The sequence below is a fragment of the Pseudomonas sp. AF32 genome, from assembly GCF_022342325.2.
Taxonomy (GTDB): Bacteria; Pseudomonadota; Gammaproteobacteria; order Pseudomonadales; family Pseudomonadaceae; genus Aquipseudomonas; species Aquipseudomonas uvaldensis.
Genome location: NZ_RQJK02000017.1, coordinates 18,624 through 40,280 on the forward strand (window position 1 = coordinate 18,624; position 21,657 = coordinate 40,280).

The 21,657-nt window shown below is 60.7% G+C and carries 21 protein-coding genes and 1 pseudogene; 8 read left to right on the forward strand and 14 right to left on the reverse strand.

Annotated features, from left to right (window positions below; all coding sequences use genetic code 11):
* Positions 1-7: 7 nt before the first annotated feature.
* The 7 genes from tssA to EGM97_RS16655 all read right to left on the reverse strand — a co-directional run bounded on the left by tssA (position 8) and on the right by EGM97_RS16655 (position 7,307).
* Positions 8-1,564: a type VI secretion system protein TssA gene (gene tssA, locus EGM97_RS16625; protein WP_238961751.1), complete on the reverse strand. Its 1,557-nt coding sequence runs from the start codon at positions 1,562-1,564 to the stop codon at positions 8-10.
* A 449-nt stretch (positions 1,565-2,013) separates the two neighbouring features.
* Positions 2,014-2,754, reverse strand: coding sequence for a hypothetical protein (locus tag EGM97_RS16630; protein WP_238961750.1), 741 nt, complete (start codon positions 2,752-2,754; stop codon positions 2,014-2,016).
* A 55-nt stretch (positions 2,755-2,809) separates the two neighbouring features.
* Positions 2,810-3,190, reverse strand: coding sequence for a RidA family protein (locus EGM97_RS16635; RefSeq protein WP_024780260.1), 381 nt, complete (start codon positions 3,188-3,190; stop codon positions 2,810-2,812).
* A 23-nt stretch (positions 3,191-3,213) separates the two neighbouring features.
* Entirely contained in the window at positions 3,214-5,319 is a 2,106-nt protein-coding gene (gene spoT, locus EGM97_RS16640; protein WP_238961749.1) for a bifunctional GTP diphosphokinase/guanosine-3',5'-bis pyrophosphate 3'-pyrophosphohydrolase, read from the reverse strand.
* Positions 5,320-5,379: 60 nt separating this feature from the next.
* The gene (gene rpoZ / locus EGM97_RS16645) at positions 5,380-5,643 is read right to left on the reverse strand and encodes a DNA-directed RNA polymerase subunit omega (RefSeq protein ID WP_003177259.1); all 264 of its coding nucleotides are present in this window, start codon (positions 5,641-5,643) and stop codon (positions 5,380-5,382) included.
* A gap of 167 nt (positions 5,644-5,810) precedes the next feature.
* A complete protein-coding gene (gmk, locus tag EGM97_RS16650; protein WP_053148679.1) occupies positions 5,811-6,431 on the reverse strand; it encodes a guanylate kinase in 621 nt (206 codons plus the stop codon).
* Between the two features lie 12 nt (positions 6,432-6,443).
* Positions 6,444-7,307, reverse strand: coding sequence for a YicC/YloC family endoribonuclease (locus EGM97_RS16655; protein WP_053148675.1), 864 nt, complete (start codon positions 7,305-7,307; stop codon positions 6,444-6,446).
* Positions 7,308-7,570: 263 nt separating this feature from the next.
* On the opposite strand from EGM97_RS16655, the gene rph reads away from it, so the two are divergent.
* Positions 7,571-8,293, forward strand: a complete 723-nt coding sequence (gene rph, locus EGM97_RS16660) for a ribonuclease PH (RefSeq protein ID WP_024780256.1) — start codon at positions 7,571-7,573, stop codon at positions 8,291-8,293.
* A gap of 30 nt (positions 8,294-8,323) precedes the next feature.
* On the forward strand, positions 8,324-8,692 hold the full coding sequence (locus tag EGM97_RS16665; RefSeq protein WP_053148672.1) for a DUF4870 domain-containing protein: 369 nt from the start codon (positions 8,324-8,326) through the stop codon (positions 8,690-8,692).
* A gap of 177 nt (positions 8,693-8,869) precedes the next feature.
* Here EGM97_RS16665 and EGM97_RS16670 read toward each other — a convergent pair whose 3' ends face one another.
* The gene (locus EGM97_RS16670) at positions 8,870-9,649 is read right to left on the reverse strand and encodes an exodeoxyribonuclease III (protein WP_013694557.1); all 780 of its coding nucleotides are present in this window, start codon (positions 9,647-9,649) and stop codon (positions 8,870-8,872) included.
* 82 nt (positions 9,650-9,731) lie between these two features.
* Here EGM97_RS16670 and pyrE point away from each other — a divergent pair, with 82 nt between their 5' ends.
* A complete protein-coding gene (pyrE, locus tag EGM97_RS16675) occupies positions 9,732-10,376 on the forward strand; it encodes an orotate phosphoribosyltransferase (RefSeq protein WP_238961748.1) in 645 nt (214 codons plus the stop codon).
* A gap of 107 nt (positions 10,377-10,483) precedes the next feature.
* On the opposite strand, the gene argB is transcribed toward pyrE, so the two are convergent.
* The 4 genes and pseudogenes from argB to coaBC form a co-directional block, all read right to left on the reverse strand.
* Complete coding sequence (gene argB, locus EGM97_RS16680; protein ID WP_238961747.1) at positions 10,484-11,389, reverse strand: acetylglutamate kinase; 906 nt, start codon at positions 11,387-11,389, stop codon at positions 10,484-10,486.
* Positions 11,390-11,413: 24 nt separating this feature from the next.
* A pseudogene (locus EGM97_RS16685) lies at positions 11,414-12,796 on the reverse strand (phosphomannomutase/phosphoglucomutase); the annotation flags it as partial.
* Positions 12,797-13,068: 272 nt separating this feature from the next.
* Positions 13,069-13,524 (reverse strand): dUTP diphosphatase, encoded by a 456-nt coding sequence (gene dut, locus EGM97_RS16690; protein ID WP_053148660.1) that lies wholly within the window; start codon positions 13,522-13,524, stop codon positions 13,069-13,071.
* 2 nt (positions 13,525-13,526) lie between these two features.
* Positions 13,527-14,735 carry a bifunctional phosphopantothenoylcysteine decarboxylase/phosphopantothenate--cysteine ligase CoaBC gene (gene coaBC, locus EGM97_RS16695; protein WP_053148657.1) on the reverse strand — a complete coding sequence of 403 codons (1,209 nt, stop codon included), beginning with the start codon at positions 14,733-14,735 and terminating at the stop codon, positions 13,527-13,529.
* Between the two features lie 145 nt (positions 14,736-14,880).
* Between coaBC and radC the strand changes: the two genes are divergently transcribed.
* Entirely contained in the window at positions 14,881-15,555 is a 675-nt protein-coding gene (gene radC, locus EGM97_RS16700; protein ID WP_238961746.1) for a RadC family protein, read from the forward strand.
* A gap of 137 nt (positions 15,556-15,692) precedes the next feature.
* On the opposite strand, the gene EGM97_RS16705 is transcribed toward radC, so the two are convergent.
* Entirely contained in the window at positions 15,693-17,279 is a 1,587-nt protein-coding gene (locus EGM97_RS16705) for an ABC transporter substrate-binding protein (RefSeq protein ID WP_238961745.1), read from the reverse strand.
* A 437-nt stretch (positions 17,280-17,716) separates the two neighbouring features.
* On the opposite strand from EGM97_RS16705, the gene rpmB reads away from it, so the two are divergent.
* Positions 17,717-17,950 carry a 50S ribosomal protein L28 gene (gene rpmB / locus EGM97_RS16710; protein ID WP_007921114.1) on the forward strand — a complete coding sequence of 78 codons (234 nt, stop codon included), beginning with the start codon at positions 17,717-17,719 and terminating at the stop codon, positions 17,948-17,950.
* A gap of 11 nt (positions 17,951-17,961) precedes the next feature.
* Positions 17,962-18,117: a 50S ribosomal protein L33 gene (rpmG, locus tag EGM97_RS16715; protein WP_003177274.1), complete on the forward strand. Its 156-nt coding sequence runs from the start codon at positions 17,962-17,964 to the stop codon at positions 18,115-18,117.
* Positions 18,118-18,251: 134 nt separating this feature from the next.
* Here the strand turns inward: rpmG and EGM97_RS16720 are convergent, their stop codons facing one another.
* Positions 18,252-18,614: a cupin domain-containing protein gene (locus EGM97_RS16720; protein ID WP_238961744.1), complete on the reverse strand. Its 363-nt coding sequence runs from the start codon at positions 18,612-18,614 to the stop codon at positions 18,252-18,254.
* Between the two features lie 235 nt (positions 18,615-18,849).
* On the opposite strand from EGM97_RS16720, the gene EGM97_RS16725 reads away from it, so the two are divergent.
* Both EGM97_RS16725 and EGM97_RS16730 read left to right on the forward strand, forming a co-directional pair.
* The gene (locus EGM97_RS16725) at positions 18,850-20,343 is read left to right on the forward strand and encodes an aldehyde dehydrogenase (RefSeq protein WP_238961743.1); all 1,494 of its coding nucleotides are present in this window, start codon (positions 18,850-18,852) and stop codon (positions 20,341-20,343) included.
* Positions 20,344-20,512: 169 nt separating this feature from the next.
* Complete coding sequence (locus EGM97_RS16730) at positions 20,513-21,655, forward strand: MFS transporter (RefSeq protein WP_238961742.1); 1,143 nt, start codon at positions 20,513-20,515, stop codon at positions 21,653-21,655.
* The last annotated feature ends 2 nt before the right edge of the window (positions 21,656-21,657 follow it).

The following is a 21,657-nucleotide window of genomic DNA, read 5'->3' on the forward strand; positions in this document are numbered from 1 at the left end:
GCGAGGCCTATCCAATGACCCGTTCGAGGTCCAGGTGACACAACCTTCGGAAAGTCTCTTCCTTACGCTCTCGTACGGGGTGGTTCTGAGGCAGCAACTCGCAGCAGTGGTGCAGCAGATGCAACACCTGTAAGGCGAGCGCCGGCTCCCAGGCATTCAGCTCCGGGTGCTGTAGTCTTTGATCGAGGGCTTCGAGCTGGACTTTGGCGAGTTCGTACTTTTTGGCTGAAAAGCACAGCCGGGCCATCGCGAACCGCCATAGAAAGCATTCGCGAGTGCCTTGGGCGGTTTGCATGCCTTGCCTGAGCAATTGAACGGCGGATTTGAGACCCTCCCTGTGTAGGACCCACTGGGCCTCTTCCAACGCCTGCTCCCAGGGCGCATGCTGGCTGCCAGCTTCGATTCCGGGCCCGGCGCTGGCGCGCTGCAAGTGAGGCATGACCTGGGCCGCGATCCACTCCCGTGTGTCTGGATCGGCAAATGGCGAGCCGTCATGCCAGCGCAGTTCGATAACGTCCGGCAAGCGCTGGATGAATAAGGCGAAATGGACCTCCAGCTCGAGCATCGCCGCTTCAGCGTGCAGTCCTTGCAGGCATTCCCAGGCGAACCTCTGGCCGTCCAGCCAGAAGGGTGCCTTCGCCAGGCTGGCCTCGATCTCCACCAATAGATCCGCAAAGCTGCCTCGTTGGAGGCTGTCTTGATAAGCCTTGAGTTTGGCTACTGGTAATCCGCGCAACTGGGTGATCTGTTCGGCGTCGTGCTCGGGTACCGCTTCGATCGCCAGCCAGGGCAAAGCGCGATTCAGGCGCAGGGCGCGAATGTCGGTGGCTTTATGTCTGAGCCACCAGGCGCACAATGTGCGTGCGCTTTCCTGCTGGGCGCGCAACACTTTTTGGGCTTCTTTTTCGTTCTCGATAGACGCGACGGGGGCGAGTAGTTGCGTGGTGATTTGTTTGACCTGAGTCGCTACTGCCTCTATGGCGCCGGGTTTGGACGGCTCGTCGGTAGCACGCCGGATCATATGCTCGAGCCGACGGTTTAGCGGCAATAACAGTGGAGCTTCATTTCCCAAATGGGAAGTGCAGATGCTCTCGAGGCTTTTAAGTTGTTCCAGCAACTGTCGGAACAAGGGCAACTGTTCTTTGATGGCTACGTCATCGCCCAGAGCCTGTTCCAGGCGAGGCAGCAGCCAATGGATACTGGCGGAACGGGTCCTGACCTTGGCGGGATGGATCTCCGACCAATGGTTTTGGCACAGGTGTCGCACAAGACAAAGCCCAGCCAGCAGACCCGGGAAAGACAAACGTTGGTACAGCGCCCACGTCAGCCAGACCGCCACCCGCAAGTCTTTGGATTGGGTGCGCAACAGAGCCTCGCTCTGTTCAAGGACTTTTAGCCAATCCACCTGGCCAGTTTCATGCACCGACAGGGCTTTGCCCAGCTCGCCCTCCAGTGCTTCAAATTCATTTGAAAAACGCACGTCCGCGCCCACGAAGCTCTCTTCGGAGACAGGCGTTTTGGCGAGAATCAAGTATTGGGTGGACAGTTTATTTACGTAAGACATTCATTGCCTTAAGAGTGTGTGGTGCTTTTTCGAGTTATAAATAGTTTCTGATTATCAAAGCTGGACTGATTTCTGTAAGAAATTTCGCATTTATAATCAATTGATTAGAGATCTAATAAATAAGGCTGTTGGTCGAACATTCGTTGCGAAGAATGCCAAAATTATAAAAACAGAAATGTAGGAATTTTCTGTAAAACAGTGCGCTAAAGGACATTGATAGTGGCGGAGAGCTTTAAGGAGATGCTGCGCCCATTAATCGTGGCGATATTTGAAGGGAGGTTGCGCCAGTCTCTGGGAGCTGAGCTTGCTCAAGATGGTGGGAGCAGATTCGGAATGAGAGGCGGCTGACCCACCGTTATCGCGAGCAGGGCTCGCTCCCACAGTGGATTTGTGATGGGGCGGGGATTGGGTTTGGCGCCGGGCCTGTGGGCAAGCTCAGCGCCTGGGGATTATTGCTTTTCCAACACCCACTGCCGCTTACCCGGCGTGAACGATGGCATTTCATCGGCCAGCGCTGCGTTCACGGTCTGGAAGATTTCCAGCGTCTTGCCGTTGCGGGTGAAAATCCAGGTGTTGCCGTGGCCGTTCTGTTGCAGCCAGATGTTGTCATTGCCGCCGCTCATGGAGGCGCAGTCGCCGGCCAGGCACAGGGCGTAGCGGTCGGCGCCGGGCAGGCCGCTGACCTGGCCGTCGGGTTGGAATTGCACGCTGGCGCCTTGGCCGGGGCCGTCGACGATGTTCCAGGTGCCGCCCAGGTAAGCGGCATACAGCGCTCGCTCGAAGCTGGCGCCGATAGGGGCGCCTTCCGGTACCTGGACCTGAGCGCGGTCGAAGACTTGCTGGGGTTCGTTCTCGGTGGCGGTCTGGCTCAGTTGGTCGCCGTCGCGCTGGAGTTCGCTGGCCGAGCTGCCGTAGAAATCGACTTTCCACGCGCCGTCTTCTTCGCCCAGCAGCTTGCCTTCGACGTTTTCAAAACCGTTGGTGTAGCGCGCCTGACCGGCTCGGGTGTTGACGTCCCACTCCAGGTTCGGGCCGTAGGCCTGCAGGGCTTCGCGCAGTGGGCCGCCCTTGGCGGCAGCGTCGATGGCGGCCTGGTTGATCCAGGTGCCGCTGATGTCACGGTCGGCGGGGTCGCTGGCGCAGCCGGCCAGAAGAAGGGCGAGCAGCGGGAGAGCAAGCGCTTTGCGCATGGTGGAATCCTTTCAAAACGAAAACGGCGCAGCGGGGAATGCTGCGCCGGCCTTGTTACTCGATGACCAGGATGGCATCCATTTCGACCTGCGCGCCCTTGGGCAGGGCGGCCACGCCGATGGCGGCGCGGGCAGGGTAGGGCTGCTCGAAGTACTTGCCCATGATCTCGTTGACCTTGGCGAAGTGGCTCAGGTCGGTGAGGAAGATGTTGAGCTTGACGATGTCCTTGAACGAACCACCGGCAGCCTCGGCCACGGCCTTGAGGTTTTCGAACACTTGCACGGTCTGGGCTTCGAAGCCTTCCACCAGCTCCATGGTTTTCGGGTCCAGTGGGATCTGGCCCGACATGTACACGGTGTTGCCTGCCTTGATCGCCTGGGAGTAGGTGCCGATGGCGGCCGGGGCCTTGTCGCTGGTGATAACGGTCTTGGTCATGAGGACTCCTTGTTACGGGTGGGCTACGCGCGCATGCGGGTGATGCGGATGACGCCGGTCAGGGCGCGCAGTTTCTTGATCACGCGGGCCAGGTGCACGCGGTCATGCACGCTGACCACCAGGTGGACGACGCTGATGCGGCCATCGCGTTCGTCCATGCTGATTTTCTCGATGTTGCCGTCGGCGGCGTTGACGCTGCTGGCCAGCAGGGCGATCAGGCCGCGCTGGTGCTCCAGCTCGACCCGCAGCTCGACGTTGAATTCGCCGGTGACATCCTTGGCCCAGGAGAGCTGGATGCATTTTTCCGGGTTGTGGCGGATTTCGCTGATGTTGCGGCAGTTTTCCAGGTGCACCACCATTCCCTTGCCGGCGGACAGGTGGCCGACAATCGGGTCGCCCGGAATCGGCGTGCAGCACTTGGCGTAGCTGAGCACCAGGCCCTCGGTGCCGCGAATCGCCAGCGGGCCTTCGGGGCTTGGCAACTGTTCGCCTTCGCCGAGCAGGCGGCGGGCGACGACGTAGGCCATGCGGTTGCCCAGGCCGATGTCTTCGAGCAGGTCTTCGACCAGTTCGAGGCGGTACTCGGTGAGCATGATCTGCACGCGCTCGGCCGGGATCTTGTCCAGGGAGCTGTCGAAGCCGTTGAGGACTTTGTTCAGCAGGCGTTCGCCCAGGCTGATGGATTCGGAGCGACGTTGCAGCTTAAGCGCGTGGCGGATGTGGGTACGGGCCTTGCCGGTGACCACGAAGTTGAGCCAGGCGGGGTTCGGCCGCGCACCGGGGGCGCTGACGATTTCTACCGTGGAGCCGCTTTGCAGCGGTTCGGACAGCGGCGCCAGGCGACGGTTGATGCGACAGGCGATGCAGCTGTTGCCGACGTCGGTGTGCACCGCGTAGGCGAAGTCCACCGCCGTGGAGCCCTTGGGCAGCTCCATGATCCGACCCTTGGGCGTGAAGACGTAAACCTCATCCGGGAACAGGTCGATCTTGACGCTTTCGATGAATTCCAGGGAGTTGCCGGCGCGTTGCTGCATTTCCAGCACGCCCTTGACCCACTGCCGGGCCCGGGCATGGGTGCCCTTGGGCTGTTCGTCGCCACTGGATTTGTAGAGCCAGTGGGCGGCGATGCCGTTGTTGGCCATCTCTTCCATTTCACGGGTGCGGATCTGGATCTCGATCGGTACACCGTGCATGCCGAACAGCGTGGTATGCAGCGACTGGTAGCCGTTGGCCTTGGGGATCGCGATGTAGTCCTTGAAGCGCCCCGGCAACGGTTTGTACAAATTATGTACGGCACCCAGCACGCGGTAGCAGGTGTCGACCTTGTCGACGATGATCCGGAACGCGTACACGTCCATGATCTCGTTAAAGGCTCGACGCTTGCCGCGCATTTTCTTGTAGATGCCGTAGAGGTGTTTCTGCCGGCCGCTGACTTCGCCTTCGATGCCGTCAATGGCCAGGCAGTGGCTCAGCGACTCTTCGATCTTGTTGACGATTTCCTTGCGGTTGCCCCGGGCGCGCTTGACGGCCTGGTTGATCCGCGCCGAACGCATCGGATGCATGGCCTTGAAGCCGAGGTCTTCGAACTCGATGCGAATCGCATGCATGCCCAGGCGGTTGGCGATGGGCGCGTAGATTTCCAGGGTTTCCTTGGCGATGCGCCGGCGTTTTTCGCCGGACAGCACTTCCAGGGTGCGCATGTTGTGCAGGCGGTCGGCGAGCTTGACCAGGATCACGCGAATGTCGCGGGCCATGGCCATGGCCATCTTCTGGAAGTTCTCGGCCTGGGCCTCGGCCTTGGTCTCGAAGTTCATCTGGGTCAGTTTGCTGACCCCGTCGACCAGTTCGGCCACGGTTTCGCCGAACTGCGCTTGCAGCGCTTCCTTGGCGATGCCGGTGTCTTCGATCACGTCATGAAGCATGGCGGCCATCAGGCTCTGATGGTCCATGTGCATGTCGGCCAGGATATTCGCCACGGCAAGCGGGTGCGTGACGTACGCCTCGCCGCTGCGGCGGCGCTGGCCGTCGTGGGCTTGTTCGGCGTAGAAATAGGCTCGGCGGACCAGATTGACCTGGTCCGTGCCGAGGTAGGCCGATAAGCGATCGGCGAGGGCGTCTATGCTCGGCATGATGATGACTCCTGCCGTTTGCTGTGACCCCGCGCCGTGCTACGTCGACCAGGCATAGATTTAGACCGCCTCGTTGGACTCGTCCTCGAACGCCGCGAACAGCGGTTCGTCTTCAACGATTTCAGCGTTGGCGATGAACTCGTAGCTCATCAGGCCTTCGGCGATTTCACGCAGCGCTACCACGGTAGGCTTGTCATTTTCCCACTGGACCAACGGCTCTTTGCCACCGGTGGCCAGCTGACGGGCCCGCTTGGTAGAGAGCATGACCAGCTCAAAGCGGTTTTCCACGTGTTCTAGGCAGTCTTCAACGGTTACGCGGGCCATGGTATTCCTCGGAGCGAATGCAATATGCGCGCTGCCCGGTTGGGCGAGCGGACTCGACAGTTTAAAAAAACACCAGCGTTTAGGGAAGCGCTGATTTTTTAACCAAACCCCTAGGCGCGCTGCGACTACCAATGTAAAGCCGTCGCAGCGGTTTTGGGAAGGGCCGGTCAGCCCAGCAGTTCGGCCAATAATTTTCCGAAACGTTGCTGCTGGCGTTTCTGCTGCAGCTGGTTGGCGCGGAAAATGGCTTTCAGGTCGTCCAGTGCGTGGGCGAAATCATCGTTGATGATCAGGTAATCGTAGTCCACGTAGTGGCTCATTTCGCTGACGGCTTCGCGCATCCGGCCTTCGATGATCTCGTCGCTGTCCTGGCCACGGTTGGTCAGGCGCTGGCGCAAGGCCTGCTGGCTCGGTGGCAGGATGAAGATCGAGCGGGCCTGGGGCATCAGCTTGCGCACCTGCTCGGCGCCTTGCCAGTCGATTTCCAGGATCAGGTCATGGCCTTCGTCCAGGGTCTGTTGCAGGTGGCTTTGCGAGGTGCCGTAGAGGTTGCCGAAGACTTCGGCGCGCTCGAGGAAGTCGCCGTGTTCGGCCATCCTCACGAATTCTTCGCGGTCGACGAAGTGATAGTTCACCCCGTTCACTTCGCCCGGACGCATGGCGCGGGTGGTGTGCGAGACCGAGACGCGGATCTGCGGCTCGGCGTCGATCAGGGCCTTGACCAGGCTGGTCTTGCCGGCGCCCGAGGGCGCGGAAATGATGTAGAGGGTGCCGGTGCTGTGGGTCATGTCGGGTTAGCCTTACTCAATGTTCTGCACTTGTTCGCGCATCTGCTCGATCAACACCTTGAGGTTGACCGCAGCCTGGGTGCTGCGCGGGTCGAAGGCTTTGGAGCCCAGTGTATTGGCTTCGCGGTTGAGTTCCTGCATCAGGAAATCGAGGCGGCGTCCGGCCGCGCCACCGGATTTGAGCACCCGGCGGACTTCGATGATGTGGGTGCTCAGGCGATCCAGTTCTTCGGCCACGTCGCTCTTTTGCGCGAGCATGACCATTTCCTGTTCCAGGCGTTGCGGGTCCAGCTCGGCCTTCATGTCGGCGAAGCGATCGAGGACTTTCTGGCGCTGGGTGGCAAGCATCTGCGGGACCAGCTCGCGCAGGGTTGCCACGTCTTCTTCGATTGACGTCAGGCGCTCGTTGATCAGCCGGGCCAGTTCCGCGCCTTCGCGCTCACGGCCCGCCTTGAGTTCCTTGAGGCCCTGGTTGAACAGCGCCAGTGCCTCGGCGTTCAGTGCCTGCGGGTCGCTCGCGTCTCCCACCAGCACGCCGGGCCAGGCCAGGACTTCCAATGGATTCAGGGCAGCGGGGTGCTTGATCAGGCTGGCGACGGTTTCGGCGGCGGCCACCAGTTGGGCGGCGCGCTCGCGATCCACTTGCAGGGTCTTGCCGGTGTTTTCCTCGGTGAAGCGCAGGGTGCATTCCAGCTTGCCCCGGGACAGGCCCTGGCGCAGCGCTTCGCGCACACCGCCTTCGAGGTCGCGGAAGGACTCGGGCAGGCGCAGGTGCGGCTCCAGGTAACGGCTGTTGACCGAGCGCAGTTCCCAGCTCAGCGTGCCTTGGGCGCCGGCCTTTTCGACGCGGGCGAAGGCGGTCATGCTGTGCACCATGGGGGTTCCTCGCAATGCAGGTCGGGCACGACGGTGGTCGTGGCGCCTGGAATCTATGAATAAAAGCCGACGGGTAGCAAAGGCGCAGGATTGTAGCGCAGTGAGGCGCATGCCCCCAAACCGGGCCTGTGACAAAGCGCTGCAGCCCGTCGGGCGGGGCTTTGAGGGGCCTCGCTCGTCGCAACGGTTTTTTAGAACTGCCTTCTGCCGGTCGACGGCTCTATAATGCCGGCAGTTTTCCGTCCTCTGTACAGGTGTTCCCTATGAAACGTCCAAGTGGTCGCGCTGCCGATCAGCTTCGCTCGATCCGCATTACCCGCAACTACACCAAACACGCCGAGGGATCTGTACTGGTCGAATTCGGTGACACCAAGGTTATCTGCACCGTCAGCGTCGAAAACGGCGTGCCACGGTTCCTCAAGGGTCAGGGCCAAGGCTGGCTGACCGCCGAATACGGCATGCTGCCGCGCGCTACCGGTGAGCGCAACCAGCGCGAGGCCAGTCGTGGCAAGCAGGGCGGCCGTACTCTGGAAATTCAGCGCCTGATCGGCCGTTCGCTGCGCGCCGCCCTGGACATGTCCAAGCTGGGCGACGTGACGCTGTATGTCGATTGCGATGTGATCCAGGCCGACGGCGGTACCCGCACTGCGTCCATCACCGGTGCCATGGTCGCGCTGGTCGATGCCTTGAAAGTAATCAAGAAGCGTGGCGGCCTGAAGGGTGGCGATCCGCTCAAGCAGATGATCGGCGCGGTGTCCGTGGGCATGTACCAGGGCGAGCCGGTGCTGGACCTGGACTACCTTGAAGATTCCGCCGCCGAGACCGACCTGAACGTGGTCATGACCAGTGCCGGCGGCTTCATCGAAGTGCAGGGCACCGCCGAAGGCGCGCCGTTCCAGCCTGAAGAATTGAACGCTATGCTGGAGCTGGCGAAGAAAGGCATGAGCGAGATTTTCGAACTGCAAAAGGCCGCGTTGGCCGACTGATCGTTTCACGCTTCAGACAAGGAGAGCGACATGAGTGATGAGCAAGTCCTGCTGCCCAAGCCAAGCCAGGAGGCACGTCAGTGGGCGATGTTTTGCCACCTGTCCGCCTTGCTGGGCATCGTGATTCCGTTTGGTACGCTGATCGGGCCGCTGGTGCTCTGGCAGGTCAAGCGTGAGTCCGACCCGTTCGTCGATGCCCAGGGCAAGGAGGCGCTGAACTTCCAGATCACTGTGGCGATTGCCTCGCTCATCAGCTTTCTGTTGATGATCGTGGTGATTGGCTTCTTCCTGTTCGGGCTGATCGCCATCGGTGCGCTGGTGCTGACCATCATCGCCGGGATCAAGGCCAATGAAGGGCAGCCGTACCGGTATCCGTTCACCTGGCGGGTGATCAAATAACGATCAGTGAATAAACCCCTGTGGGAGCGAGCTCTGCTCGCGATAGCGGTTGGTCAGTCAACATTGATGTTGGATGATAAATCGCATCGCGAGCAGGCTCGCTCCCACAGGGTTGAAGCGATCAGCCACAAAAAAACCGACATCGCTGTCGGTTTTTTTGTGGCTGTAAGATGACAATCAGATCGTCAGCGTCCAGTCGTAGTCCACGATCAGGGGTGCGTGCTGCGAGAACCGTGGCTGGCGCGGCAGGCGGGCGCTGCGTACGAAGCGGCGCAGGCCTGGCGTCAGTAACTGGTAGTCGAAGCGCCAACCGAGGTTGAGCATCTCCGCCTGTTCGTTGTCCGGCCACCAGCTGTACTGGTCGCCTTCACGGCTGACCTCGCGCAGGGCATCGACATAACCCATGTTGCCGATGATCTCGTCCATCCAGGCCCGCTCCGGCGCCAGGAAGCCAGGCGATTGCTGGCTGTCGCGCCAGTTCTTGATGTCCAGCTTCTGTTGCGCCACGTACAGCGAGCCACAGTAGATGTACTCGCGACGTTTGCGTCGCTGTTTATCAAGGTAACGGGCGAAGTCGTCCATCAACTTGAATTTCTGATTCAAATCTTCATCGCCGTTCTGCCCCGAAGGGAGCAGTAAGGTCGCGATGCTGACCTTGTCGAAATCGGCCTGCAGGTAGCGCCCGTAGCGGTCCGCCGTCTCGAAACCGAGACCGTTGATGACAGCCTTCGGTTGCAGCCGCGAGTACAAAGCCACGCCACCCTGGGCGGGGACTTCTGCATCGCAGGCATAAAGGAAGTAACCATCCAGTTGGAAGGCTGCATCGTCCAGTTCAAAGGCGGAGGCACGGGTATCCTGCAGGCAGATGACGTCGGCATTCTGTGCTTGCAGCCAACTGAGCAAACCACGCTCCACTGCAGCCTGAATACCATTGACGTTCACACTGATGATCCGCATAAATGGCCCCAAAAATCACGTGCGTGTATGATACACGCCGTCTACCTATTTAGCTAAATCCGCGGTATCTGAGGCTTTTTTCATGCAGGCGTATCAACGCGATTTCATTCGTTTTGCCATCGATCGCGGCGTTCTGCGCTTCGGTGAGTTCACCCTCAAGTCCGGGCGCACCAGCCCGTACTTCTTCAATGCCGGCTTGTTCAACAGCGGTTCCGCACTGGCGCAACTGGGTCGTTTCTACGCGGCGGCCATCGTCGAGAGCGGCATCCCGTTCGATGTACTGTTCGGACCGGCCTACAAAGGCATTCCGCTGGCCGCCACCACCGCCGTTGCCCTGGCCGAACACCATGGCCGTGACCTGCCGTGGTGTTTCAACCGCAAGGAAGCCAAGGCCCATGGCGAAGGCGGCAGCTTGGTAGGCGCACCGCTGACCGGTGAAGTCTTGATCATCGACGACGTGATCACCGCTGGCACCGCCATCCGCGAAGTGATGCAGATCATCGGTTCCCAAGAAGGCGCCAAGGCCGCCGGTGTGCTGATCGCCTTGAACCGCCAGGAGCGCGGTAACGGCGAGTTGTCGGCGATCCAGGAAGTGGAGCGCGACTTCGGTATTCCGGTGATCAGCATTGTTTCGCTGAACCAGGTCCTGGAGTTTCTGGCCGACGATCCGCAGCTCAAGCAGCATTTGCCAGCGGTTGAGGCTTATCGCGCCCAATTCGGCGTCTGATTGGCTACACAATCCCCTGTAGAAGCGAGCAGGCTCGCTCCTACAGGAAGTGTGATAAAAAAGACCCCGCCCAACCAGGTTGAGCGGGGTCTTTTTTTGGGTATCGCTTACGAACGCTTGCGATTACTGATCAACGTACCCACGCCAGTATCGGTAAAGATCTCCAGCAGAATCGCATTCGGCACCCGACCATCGATGATCAGCGAACTACCAACGCCGCCCTGTACCGCCTCCAGCGCGCAACGGATCTTGGGCAGCATGCCGCCGTAGATGGTGCCGTCGGCAATCAGGTCGTCGACCTGTTGGGTCGACAGGCCGGTCAGGACTTTGCCCGACTTGTCCATGAGGCCGGCGATGTTGGTCAGCAGCATCAGTTTTTCGGCTTTCAGTGCTTCAGCGACCTTGCCGGCCACCAGGTCGGCGTTGATGTTGTACGACTCGCCGTTGGCGCCCACGCCGATAGGCGCGATCACCGGGATAAAGTCGCCCTGGACCAGCAGGTTCAGCAGGTCGGTGTTGATGCCGACCACTTCGCCTACCTGACCGATGTCGATGATCTCCGGTTGGGTCATTTCCGGCGTCTGGCGGGTGACGGTGAGCTTTTTAGCCCGGATCAGCTCGGCATCCTTACCGGTCAGGCCGATGGCGCTGCCGCCATGACGGTTGATCAGGTTGACGATGTCCTTGTTGACCTGGCCGCCCAGGACCATTTCCACCACATCCATGGTTTGCGCGTCAGTGACGCGCATGCCATCGATGAAGTGGCTTTCGATCGACAGGCGCTTGAGCAGGTCGCCGATCTGCGGGCCGCCACCATGGACCACCACCGGGTTGATGCCCACGGCCTTCATCAGCACGATGTCGCGGGCGAAGCCCGTCTTGAGCTCCTCGCTTTCCATCGCGTTGCCGCCGTATTTGATCACCAGGGTCTTGCCGACGTAGCGTCGGATATAAGGCAACGCTTCGGACAAAACCTTGGCGGTATTGGTGGCGGCTTCGCGTTCGAGGGTCATTCAGGGCTCCGGAGCTTCAAAAAGTCAGAACGGTAGTTTCAGATCGGGTGCAACACGTTTGAGTTGGGTGTGGAACACATCCTTGATGCGCTGCAGTTCCGCTTCGTTGTCGGCCTCGAAGCGCAGCACCAGCACCGGTGTGGTGTTGGAGGCGCGAACCAGGCCCCAGCCATGGGGATAGTCGACCCGCACACCGTCGATGGTGGTCAGCTCGGCCCCTTCGCCCCATTGAGCGTCGTGCAGTGCATCAATGATGCTGAATTTGGTCTCTTCGGTCACATGGATATTGATTTCCGGCGTGGAAATATCGTTCGGGAAGGTCGCGAACAGCTCTTCGGCCGTGGATTTTTCCTTGCTGAGGATTTCCAGCAGGCGCGCAGCGCTGTAGATGCCGTCGTCGAAACCGAACCAGCGTTCCTTGAAGAAGATGTGGCCGCTCATTTCGCCAGCCAGCAGGGCGCCGCTTTGTTTCATTTTCTTCTTGATCAACGAATGACCGGTCTTCCACATCAGAGGGCGGCCGCCGTACTCCTTGATCAGTGGCACGAGGCGACGGGTGCATTTGACGTCGAAGATGATTTCCGCGTCAGGGTTGCGCGCCACCACGTCCTTGGCGAACAGCATCAGCAGGCGATCGGGGAACACGACGCTGCCGGTGTTGGTCACTACGCCAACGCGGTCGCCGTCGCCGTCGAAGGCCAGGCCCAGGTCGGCGTTGGTTTCCTTGACCTTGGCGATCAGGTCTTCCAGGTTTTCCAGCTTGCCCGGATCCGGATGGTGGTTGGGGAAGTTGCCATCCACGTCGCAGAACAGCGGAATGACCTCGCAGTTCAGGGCTTCGATCAGTTGCGGGGCGATCACGCCGGCCGCGCCGTTGCCGCAGTCGACCACCACTTTCAGGCGACGGGCCAGTTTCACATCCTTGACGATTTCGTCGTTGTAACGCTCGAGGATATCGACCTTGGTGATGCTGCCCTTGCCGCTGCTCAGGTCATTGGTCTTGAGGCGGGTGTGCAGGGCCTGGATCTGCTCGTTGGCGAGGGTGTCGCCGGCGATGACGATCTTGAAGCCGTTGTAGTTCGACGGGTTGTGGCTGCCGGTGAGCATCACGCCGGATTTGCCGGCCAGCACGTTGGCGGCGTAGTACAGCGCCGGGGTCGGGACCAGGCCCACGTCGCTGACATGGCAGCCGCTGTCGGCAATGCCTTTGATCAATTGTTCGACCAGTTCCGGGCCGGATAGGCGGCCATCGCGACCGACGCACACATTCGGTTCGCCCTGGGCCAGGCTCTGGGAGCCGATGGCGCGGCCGATCCAGTAGGCGGTTTCGGCGGTCAGGGTTTCCGGCACCACGCCACGGATGTCGTAGGCGCGGAAAATGCTCTCAGGAAAGATCGGGGCAATTGCGGCTGGGGTGTTCATGGGTGAGGCGCTCTATCAAGGAAGTGACTGGACAGGCCGACATTCAGCATCGGCAGGCTCAAGCTGAAGGGTATGACGGCGTTTTTGACAGAGAGTTCGTGGTGGGAAAATGCCATGAGACAGCGTTATCCCGGCCTCGGTCGCCTAATACATTGATTCCGGATGGGAAACCTAGCAGAAAGCCATTGCGCATTTTTTGCCCTGAAACAGAAGTTTAATTAACCGGCCGGGCAGGCTGCCCGGCTGGAAGGGCGGGGTCAGTGGCTGCCTGAATGGCCGAAACCGCCGGCGCCGCGCTGGGTCTCGTCGAACTCCTGGACCAATTCGAAGTGGGCCTGGACCACCGGTACCAGCACCAATTGGGCGATACGCTCGCCTACGGCGATGTTGAATGCGGTTTGTCCGCGGTTCCAGCACGACACCATCAGCTCGCCCTGGTAGTCAGAGTCGATCAGGCCCACCAGGTTGCCCAGCACGATGCCGTGTTTGTGGCCCAGGCCCGAGCGCGGCAGGATCAGGGCGGCCAGGCCCGGGTCACCGATGTACACCGACAGGCCGGTGGGGATCAGCAGAGTCTGGCCCGGCTCCAGGAGTGTGTCCTGCTTGAGCATTGCGCGCAGGTCGAGGCCGGCGGAACCCGGCGTGGCGTATTGCGGCAGCGGAAATTCAGTGCCGATGCGGGGGTCGAGGATCTTGGCTTGTAGAGCGTGCATGATTAAACCTGGTTCAGCCGTTCGGCAATGAAAGTGATCAGTTGACGGGCAATCTTGCCCTTGCTGGTCTGGGCGAAAAGGGTGGCGTGCAATTGGCGGTCGATCACGCTGCAGGCGTTTTCTTCGCTGTTGAAGCCGATGCTCGGGTTGGCGACGTCGTTGGCGACGATCAGGTCCAGGTTCTTGTCCTGGAGCTTGCGCGCGGCGTAATCGAGCAGGTTTTCGGTTTCGGCGGCGAAGCCGACACTGAAGGGGCGGTCGGGGCGGGTGGCGATGGTCGCCAGAATGTCCGGATTGCGCACCATTTGTAGTAGCAGGCCGTCGCCGCTCGTAGGGTCTTTCTTCAATTTATGCGGGGCAACGACTTCGGGACGGTAATCCGCCACCGCAGCCGAAGCGATGAACAAATCACAGGGGATCGCGGCTTCGCAGGCCGCGAGCATGTCCCGTGCGCTGACCACGTCGATGCGGGTCACCCGGTCCGGCGTCTGCAGGTGTACCGGTCCGGTGATCAGCGTCACCCGGGCTCCAGCCTCGACAGCCGCTTCGGCCAGGGCGAAGCCCATTTTTCCCGAGCTGTGGTTGGTGATGTAGCGCACCGGATCAATGTTTTCCTGGGTCGGCCCGGCGGTGATCAGCACGTGCTTGCCGGTCAGGGCCTGGCGCTGGAAGCAATCGGCGGCGCATTGGGCCAGGTCGGTCGCTTCGAGCATCCGGCCCATGCCGACATCTCCGCAGGCCTGGCTGCCGGAGGCCGGGCCGAAGACTTTCAGGTCGCGGCTTTCGAGCAATTGCAGGTTGGCCTGGGTGGCCGGATCGCGCCACATGGCCTGGTTCATGGCCGGTGCGACGGCGACCACGGCGTCGGTGGCGAGCACCAGCGTGGTCAGCAGGTCGTCGGCGATGCCTTGGGCCAGGCGAGCGATCAGGTCAGCCGTGGCCGGTGCGATCAGCACCAGGTCGGCCCATTTGGCCAGTTCGATATGGCCCATGGCGGCTTCGGCCGCCGGGTCGAGCAGGTCCAGGTGGACCGGGTGCCCGGACAGGGCCTGCATGGTCAGCGGCGTGATGAATTCACTGCCGCCGCGAGTCATGACGACCCGCACTTCCGCGCCCTGGTCGATAAGCCTGCGAACCAGCTCGGCGCTCTTGTAGGCGGCAATGCCGCCGCCGACGCCCAGAACGATGCGTTTCCGATACAGCCGCTGCATAGGCCTGCCTTTCGATTTCAATGGTCAGTGCAAGGCGAACCTCTGGGCAACAGCTTGCCGGGGTGCAAATCGCCTGCAAAAAAGATGGGCTACGATATCACAGCGACCGCTATGGAACAGCGGCGCCCACGATCAGGGAGCGACTATGAGTATTCGGGATTGGCCCGCAGCCGAGCGGCCGCGGGAAAGGTTATTGGCGTTGGGAGCGGGAAGTCTCTCGGATGCCGAGTTGTTGGCGATTTTTCTACGCACCGGCGTCTCCGGTAAAAGCGCGGTTGATCTGGCGCGACATCTCTTGACCCAATTTGGCAGCCTGCGTGCTTTGCTCGAAGCCGATCAGGCCGCGTTCAGCAGCCATGTGGGGCTGGGGCCGGCGAAATATGCCCAGTTACAAGCGGCTCAGGAAATGAGTCGTCGTCACCTGGCCGAACGGGCCAGGCAGAGAACGACGCTGGAAAATCCCCATGTGGTCCGTGAGTACCTGAAGTCGATGCTGCGCCACGAACCTCACGAGGTGTTTGGCTGCCTGTTTCTCAACTCCAGGCACCAGGTACTGACATTCGAGGCGCTGTTTCGCGGCTCTATCGATAACGCCAGTGTTCATCCGCGGCAGGTGGTCAAGCGCGCCCTGGCCCATAACGCCGCCGCGCTGATCCTGTGTCACAACCATCCCTCCGGCAACGCCGAGCCGAGCCAGGCCGACCGGGTACTGACCGAGCGGCTTCAGGAAGCATTGGAGTTGATCGACGTACGGGTGCTCGACCATTTCATCGTTGGCGATGGGGAGCCGTTGTCGATGGCGGAGTATGGGTGGATGTAGCGGAAATCCGCTGCGCTGAGGCTTTTTTGTGGGAGCGGGCTTGCTCGCGAAGGCAGTGTGTCAGTCAGCATCCATTCAACTGATCCAGCGCTTTCGCGAGCAAGCCCGCTCCCACAGAGGGCGCTGTGGGCAGGAGGTTATTTGAGGCTGACTTTCGAATAATCCTGGCGCCCAAACGGGCTCACTAAATAACCCTGGACTTCCTTGCGGGTCAGCGCAAAGGCGGTCGGGTGCGCCAGAGGGAGCCAGAGGGCTTGCTGCTGGATCTGCGCCTGGGCCTGCTCATAGAGTTTGGTGCGCACGCCTTGTTCGCCCGTGGTCTTGCCGGCGCTGATCAGCTTGTCCAGGTCCGCGTTGCAATAGCGGGCGAAGTTGGTGCCGGACTTGACCGCCGCGCAGGAGAATTGCGGTGTGAGGAAGTTGTCCGGGTCGCCGTTGTCGCCGGCCCACCCCATGAACAGCAGGTCGTGCTCACCGGCTTTGGCGCGGCGGATCAGCTCGCCCCATTCGATCACGCGGATTTCGGCCTGGATGCCGATTTCCGCCAGGTCCGATTGCAGCAGTTGTGCTCCAAGGCTCGGGTTGGGATTCAACAGGCTGCCGGACGGGCGGGTCCAGATCGTCGTTTGAAAGCCGTCTTTCAAGCCGGCCTTGGCCAGCAGGGCACGGGCCTTGGCCGGGTCATGGGCGTAACCGGGCAGATTCCTGGCGTAGCTCCAGGTGTTGGGTGGGTAAGGACCGTCTGCCGCTTCGGCGGTGCCTTCAAAGACTGTCTTGAGGTAGCTGCTCTTGTCGAAGGCGAGGTTGATGGCTTGCCGTACTTCAGGCTTGTCCAGCGGTGGATGCTGGCTGTTGATCGCCACGAACGCGGTCATGAAGGCGTCGGTCTGCTCCGCTTTCAGCGTGGGTTCCTGCCTGGCGGCCTGTACGTCCAGCGGCTTGGGTGACAGGGCAATCTGGCATTCATTGCGCCGCAATTTCTGCAAGCGCACATTCGCATCCGGGGTGATGGCGAAGACCAGCGGGTCCACCGAGGGCTTGCCGCCGAAATAGTCGCCGTTGGCCTTGTAGCGGATCGATGCGTCTTTCTGGAATCGATTGAAAACGAACGGGCCAGTGCCGATGGGCTGGCTGTTGAGCTTGTCCGGTGTCCCGGCCTTCATCAGTTGGTCAGCGTACTCAGCTGAATAGATCGAGGCGAAACCCATGCTCAGGGTGGCCAGGAAGGTCGAGTCCGCGTGATCGAGCGTGAAGCGCACGGTCAGCGGGTCCAGGGCGTCGATCTTTTTGATCAGCGCCGGCAGTTGCATGGACTGGGCGTGGGGGAAGCCGCTCTGCGCGACTTTGTGCCAGGGATTGGCCGGATCCAGCATGCGCTCGAAGCTGAATTTCACGTCCTCGGCTGTCAAGTCTCGACGTGGCGTGAAGTATTCGGTGCGATGGAACCTGACCGTTGGACGCAACTTGAACACATAGGTCAAGCCATCGGGCGAGACTTCCCAGTGCTCGGCCAGTCCGGGGACTACTTTGCCGCTGGCGGTGTCGAATTCCACCAATCGGTTCATCAGCACGTCGGCAGAGGCGTTGGTGGTCGTCAGGGAATTGTATTGGACGACATCGAACCCTTCCGGGCTGGCCTCGGTGCAGACGCTCAGGGCAGCGGCCTGGGCCAGTGGGCTGGCCAGCAGGGGAGTGAGGAGCAGTGACAGGGCGGCGAGACGCATGAGCAGTTTCCTTGTGCAGGTCGAAGGCCCATCTGCGAGTGCAGTCTGGAAAAGGCCTACCCTAGTGGGCTCGCCGGTAAATGACTATCCCCTTTTTGCTTTTTCCGGCACGCTTTGCCGCCGTATCGATGGCTGGAAACCGGTCGACGGTAGAAAAACACCGGTGCAGCGACGAGCGGTCATGGATAGCGCCAGCCCTTGCACCGGCTATCCGGAGCGGTCGTTCGATGATTTCCCCGGAAGACAAATCAAACGGGCTGTTGTTGTGCCTGGGTCTTTCTGGTATAAAGCAGCGCTCTTTTCTAGGGGCCCGGTTCCTTCACTGTAGGTGTAGCCGGTAAGACCCTTAAAGAAACGCGGCGCCTGGCGCCAAATGACTGAGAGATTAAGCGGCCAACCCATGCCGGGTTGGGCATGTGGTTTTAGAGGGCTGAGGCATGTCTAGAGTCTGTCAAGTTACCGGTAAGGGTCCGGTGACTGGGAATAACATTTCCCACGCAAACAACAAAACCCGTCGTCGTTTCCTGCCGAACCTGCAGCATCACCGCTTCTGGGTTGAGTCCGAGAAACGTTTTGTACGTCTGCGCGTATCTGCCAAGGGCATGCGTATCATCGACAAGCGCGGCATTGATGTCGTGCTGGCCGAACTTCGCCGCGATGGCAAGGTTTAAGGGAGCTAATCATGCGTGAATTGATTCGTTTGATCTCGAGCGCCGGTACTGGTCACTTCTACACTACCGACAAGAACAAGCGTACTACCCCGGACAAAATCGAGATCAAGAAATATGATCCGGTTGTTCGCAAGCACGTGATCTACAAGGAAGGCAAAATCAAGTAATTGATTTTTCCCTCTGCCAAAAGGCCCGTATCGAGAGATACGGGCCTTTTTTGTTGCCTGTTTTCAGGCAAGTCACGATCCTTTGTGGAAGCGAGCCTGCTCGCGATGAGGTCAGACCTGCCGGCCCCTTACTCTCAAGCCTTTTCCTCGAACACCACATAAATCTTGCGGCACGGCTCCAGCACTTCCCAGGTGCCCTTGAACCCCGCCGGAATCACGAAGCGGTCACCCGCTCGCAAGGTCTTGGCGTTGCCCTCGCTGTCGCGCAGCACGGAAACGCCCTGGACGATTTCGCAGTATTCATGCTCGGTGTAATTGACTGTCCACTGGCCGACCGCGCCTTCCCATACGCCGGCGTTCATTTGTCCGCAGGGGCTGTTGTAGTGGTTGAACACGGCTTGTTCGGGATCCCCCTTGAGAACCTTGGCCGGATCCGGGCGATAGCGGTCGGCGGTGGTGGTGGCCTGACTGAAATCGACGATGTCCTGAATGCTCATATCCGTAATCCCCGGTGAATGCCTGGAAAAGCCCCGAGTCTATGTTTATTAAAATGAACATCGCAAGGCTGTTTCCCGCCTTGGTGTCAAATATATTGAAACACAAGGGGTGGCTGGTTTAGGGTGGCGGGTGCCCTGTGTCGAAAACTTGTTCCGTAAACAGGCTGGCCGGGCAGAATTCTTGAGCGCTGCGCACCGCACGGCGCTCGTACTCAAATAAGAGGAGGACACTCGTATGACCACCCTGACTCGTGCCGACTGGGAACAACGCGCCCGCGATTTGCGTATCGAGGGTCGCGCCTTCATTAACGGCGAATACACCGATGCGGTGTCCGGTGAAACCTTCGATTGCCTGAGCCCGGTCGATGGCCGGCTGCTGGGCAAAATCGCCAGCTGCGACGTTGCCGATGCCCAGCGTGCTGTCGAGAACGCCCGTGCGACCTTCAATTCCGGCGCCTGGTCGCGCCTGGCACCGAGCAAGCGTAAAGCCACCATGATTCGTTTCGCCGGCCTGCTCAAGCAGCACGCCGAGGAACTGGCCCTGCTCGAAACCCTGGACATGGGCAAGCCCATCAGCGATTCGCTGAACATTGACGTTCCCGGTGCGGCGCAAGCACTGAGCTGGAGCGGCGAGGCCATCGACAAGCTCTACGACGAAGTGGCGTCGACCCCGCACGACCAGTTGGGCCTGGTGACTCGTGAGCCGGTGGGCGTCGTGGGGGCTATCGTGCCGTGGAACTTCCCGCTGTTGATGGCCTGCTGGAAGCTCGGTCCGGCACTGTCCACCGGTAACTCGGTGGTGCTCAAACCGTCGGAAAAATCGCCGCTCACCGCCATCCGCATCGCAGCCCTGGCCGTTGAGGCGGGCATTCCGAAAGGCGTGCTGAATGTGCTGCCTGGCTACGGTCACACCGTGGGCAAGGCCCTGGCGCTGCACATGGATGTCGATACGCTGGTGTTCACCGGTTCCACCAAGATCGCCAAGCAACTGATGATCTATTCCGGCGAGTCCAATATGAAGCGCGTCTGGCTGGAGGCTGGCGGCAAGAGCCCGAACATCGTGTTCGCCGACGCTCCGGACTTGCAGGCTGCCGCCGAGGCCGCGGCCAGCGCCATCGCCTTCAACCAGGGCGAAGTCTGCACCGCTGGCTCGCGCCTGTTGGTGGAGCGCTCCATCAAGGACACCTTCCTGCCATTGGTAATTGAAGCCCTCAAGGGCTGGAAGCCTGGCAATCCGCTGGACCCCGCGACGAATGTCGGTGCCCTGGTCGACACCCAGCAAATGAATACCGTGCTGTCCTACATCGAAGCCGGCCATAGCGACGGCGCCAAGTTGGTGGCAGGTGGCAAACGGATCATGGAAGACACCGGCGGCACCTATGTCGAGCCGACAATTTTCGACGGCGTGAGCAATGCCATGAAAATTGCCCAGGAAGAAATCTTCGGTCCGGTCCTGTCGGTCATCGCCTTCGATACCGCCGAAGAGGCTATCCAGATAGCCAACGACACGCCTTATGGCCTGGCCGCGGCGGTATGGACCCGGGACATCTCCAAGGCGCACCTGACCGCCAAGGCCCTGCGCGCTGGCAGCGTGTGGGTGAACCAGTACGACGGCGGCGACATGACCGCACCGTTCGGTGGCTTCAAGCAATCGGGTAACGGCCGTGACAAGTCGCTGCATGCGTTCGACAAATACACCGAGTTGAAGGCGACCTGGATCAAGCTCTGACGAGAGCCTGCTGCGACACTGATCCTCCTTGTGGGAGCGGGCTTGCTCGCGATAGCAGTATGACAGTCGACAATTTTGTTGAATGTTGCTCCGCTATCGCGAGCAGGCTCGCTCCCACATTGTTTTTGAGTGATCCCGCATTCTGATCACTACCCACAGGAGCGTGGAAATGCGTTGGGCGACTTATTTCGCCGTGTTGGCGTCCGTCCTGAGTGTCGGGCTGGCCTTGGGCGTGAGCATGCCGCTGGTGTCGCTGCGCCTGGAGGGCTGGGGTTATGGCGCGTTTGCAATCGGCGTGATGGCGGCCATGCCGGCTGTCGGGGTGCTGCTCGGGGCCAAGGTGTCGAGCCGGCTGGCGGCGCGGTTTGGTACGGCGGCGTTGATGCGCCTGTGCCTGTGGGGCGGGGCGGTGTCGATCGGATTGCTGGCATTGTTGCCCAGTTATCCGGTCTGGCTGGTATTGCGGCTGGGGATCGGTGTGGTCCTGACCCTGGTGTTCATCCTGGGTGAGAGCTGGATCAATCAACTGGTTATCGAGCAGTGGCGAGGACGGTTGGTGGCGCTGTATGGCTGCAGTTACGCCCTGAGCCAGCTGTCGGGTCCGTTGCTGCTCGGTGCCCTGGGAACGGATCACGACTACGGTTTCTGGGTCGGCGTCGGCCTGTTGATGGTCGCGCCGTTGCTGTTGCTCGGTCGCACCGGCGCGCCCACCAGCGAGGCCGGCAGCGTCACGCTCATGGACCTCTGGGGATTTTGCCGGAGCTTGCCAGCCATCGCCTGGGCCGTGTCGTTGTTCGCAGCGTTCGAGGCGATGATCCTGACGCTGTTGCCGGTTTATTGCTTGCGCCAGGGTTTCAGTGCCGATATTGCCTTGGCGATGGTCAGCACCGTGGTGGTGGGCGATGCGCTGTTGCAACTGCCTATTGGCGCCTTGGCTGATCATTTGTCGCGTCGGTCGCTGTTCACCGGCTGTGCGGTGGCGCTGACCTTGTCCAGCCTGGCGGTTCCACTGCTGATCGATACTTTGTTGATCTGGCCGTTGTGGGTGCTGTTTGGTGCCAGTGCAGGGGGCTTGTTCACGTTGTCGTTGATTCTGATCGGCGAGCGTTATCGCGATGATGCACTGGTGCGCGCCAATGCCCATGTCGCCCAGCTATGGGGGATCGGCTGCCTGGTCGGCCCTCTGGTGGCGGGGGCGGGCAGCCAGTGGATCAGTGGCCACGCGCTGCCCTTGTTCATGGCGGCGGGGGCGTTCGGGCTGGTGATACTGTTGTTGCGCCAGGGGGCATTCGGGGCGGTCCAGCCCGCCTGATC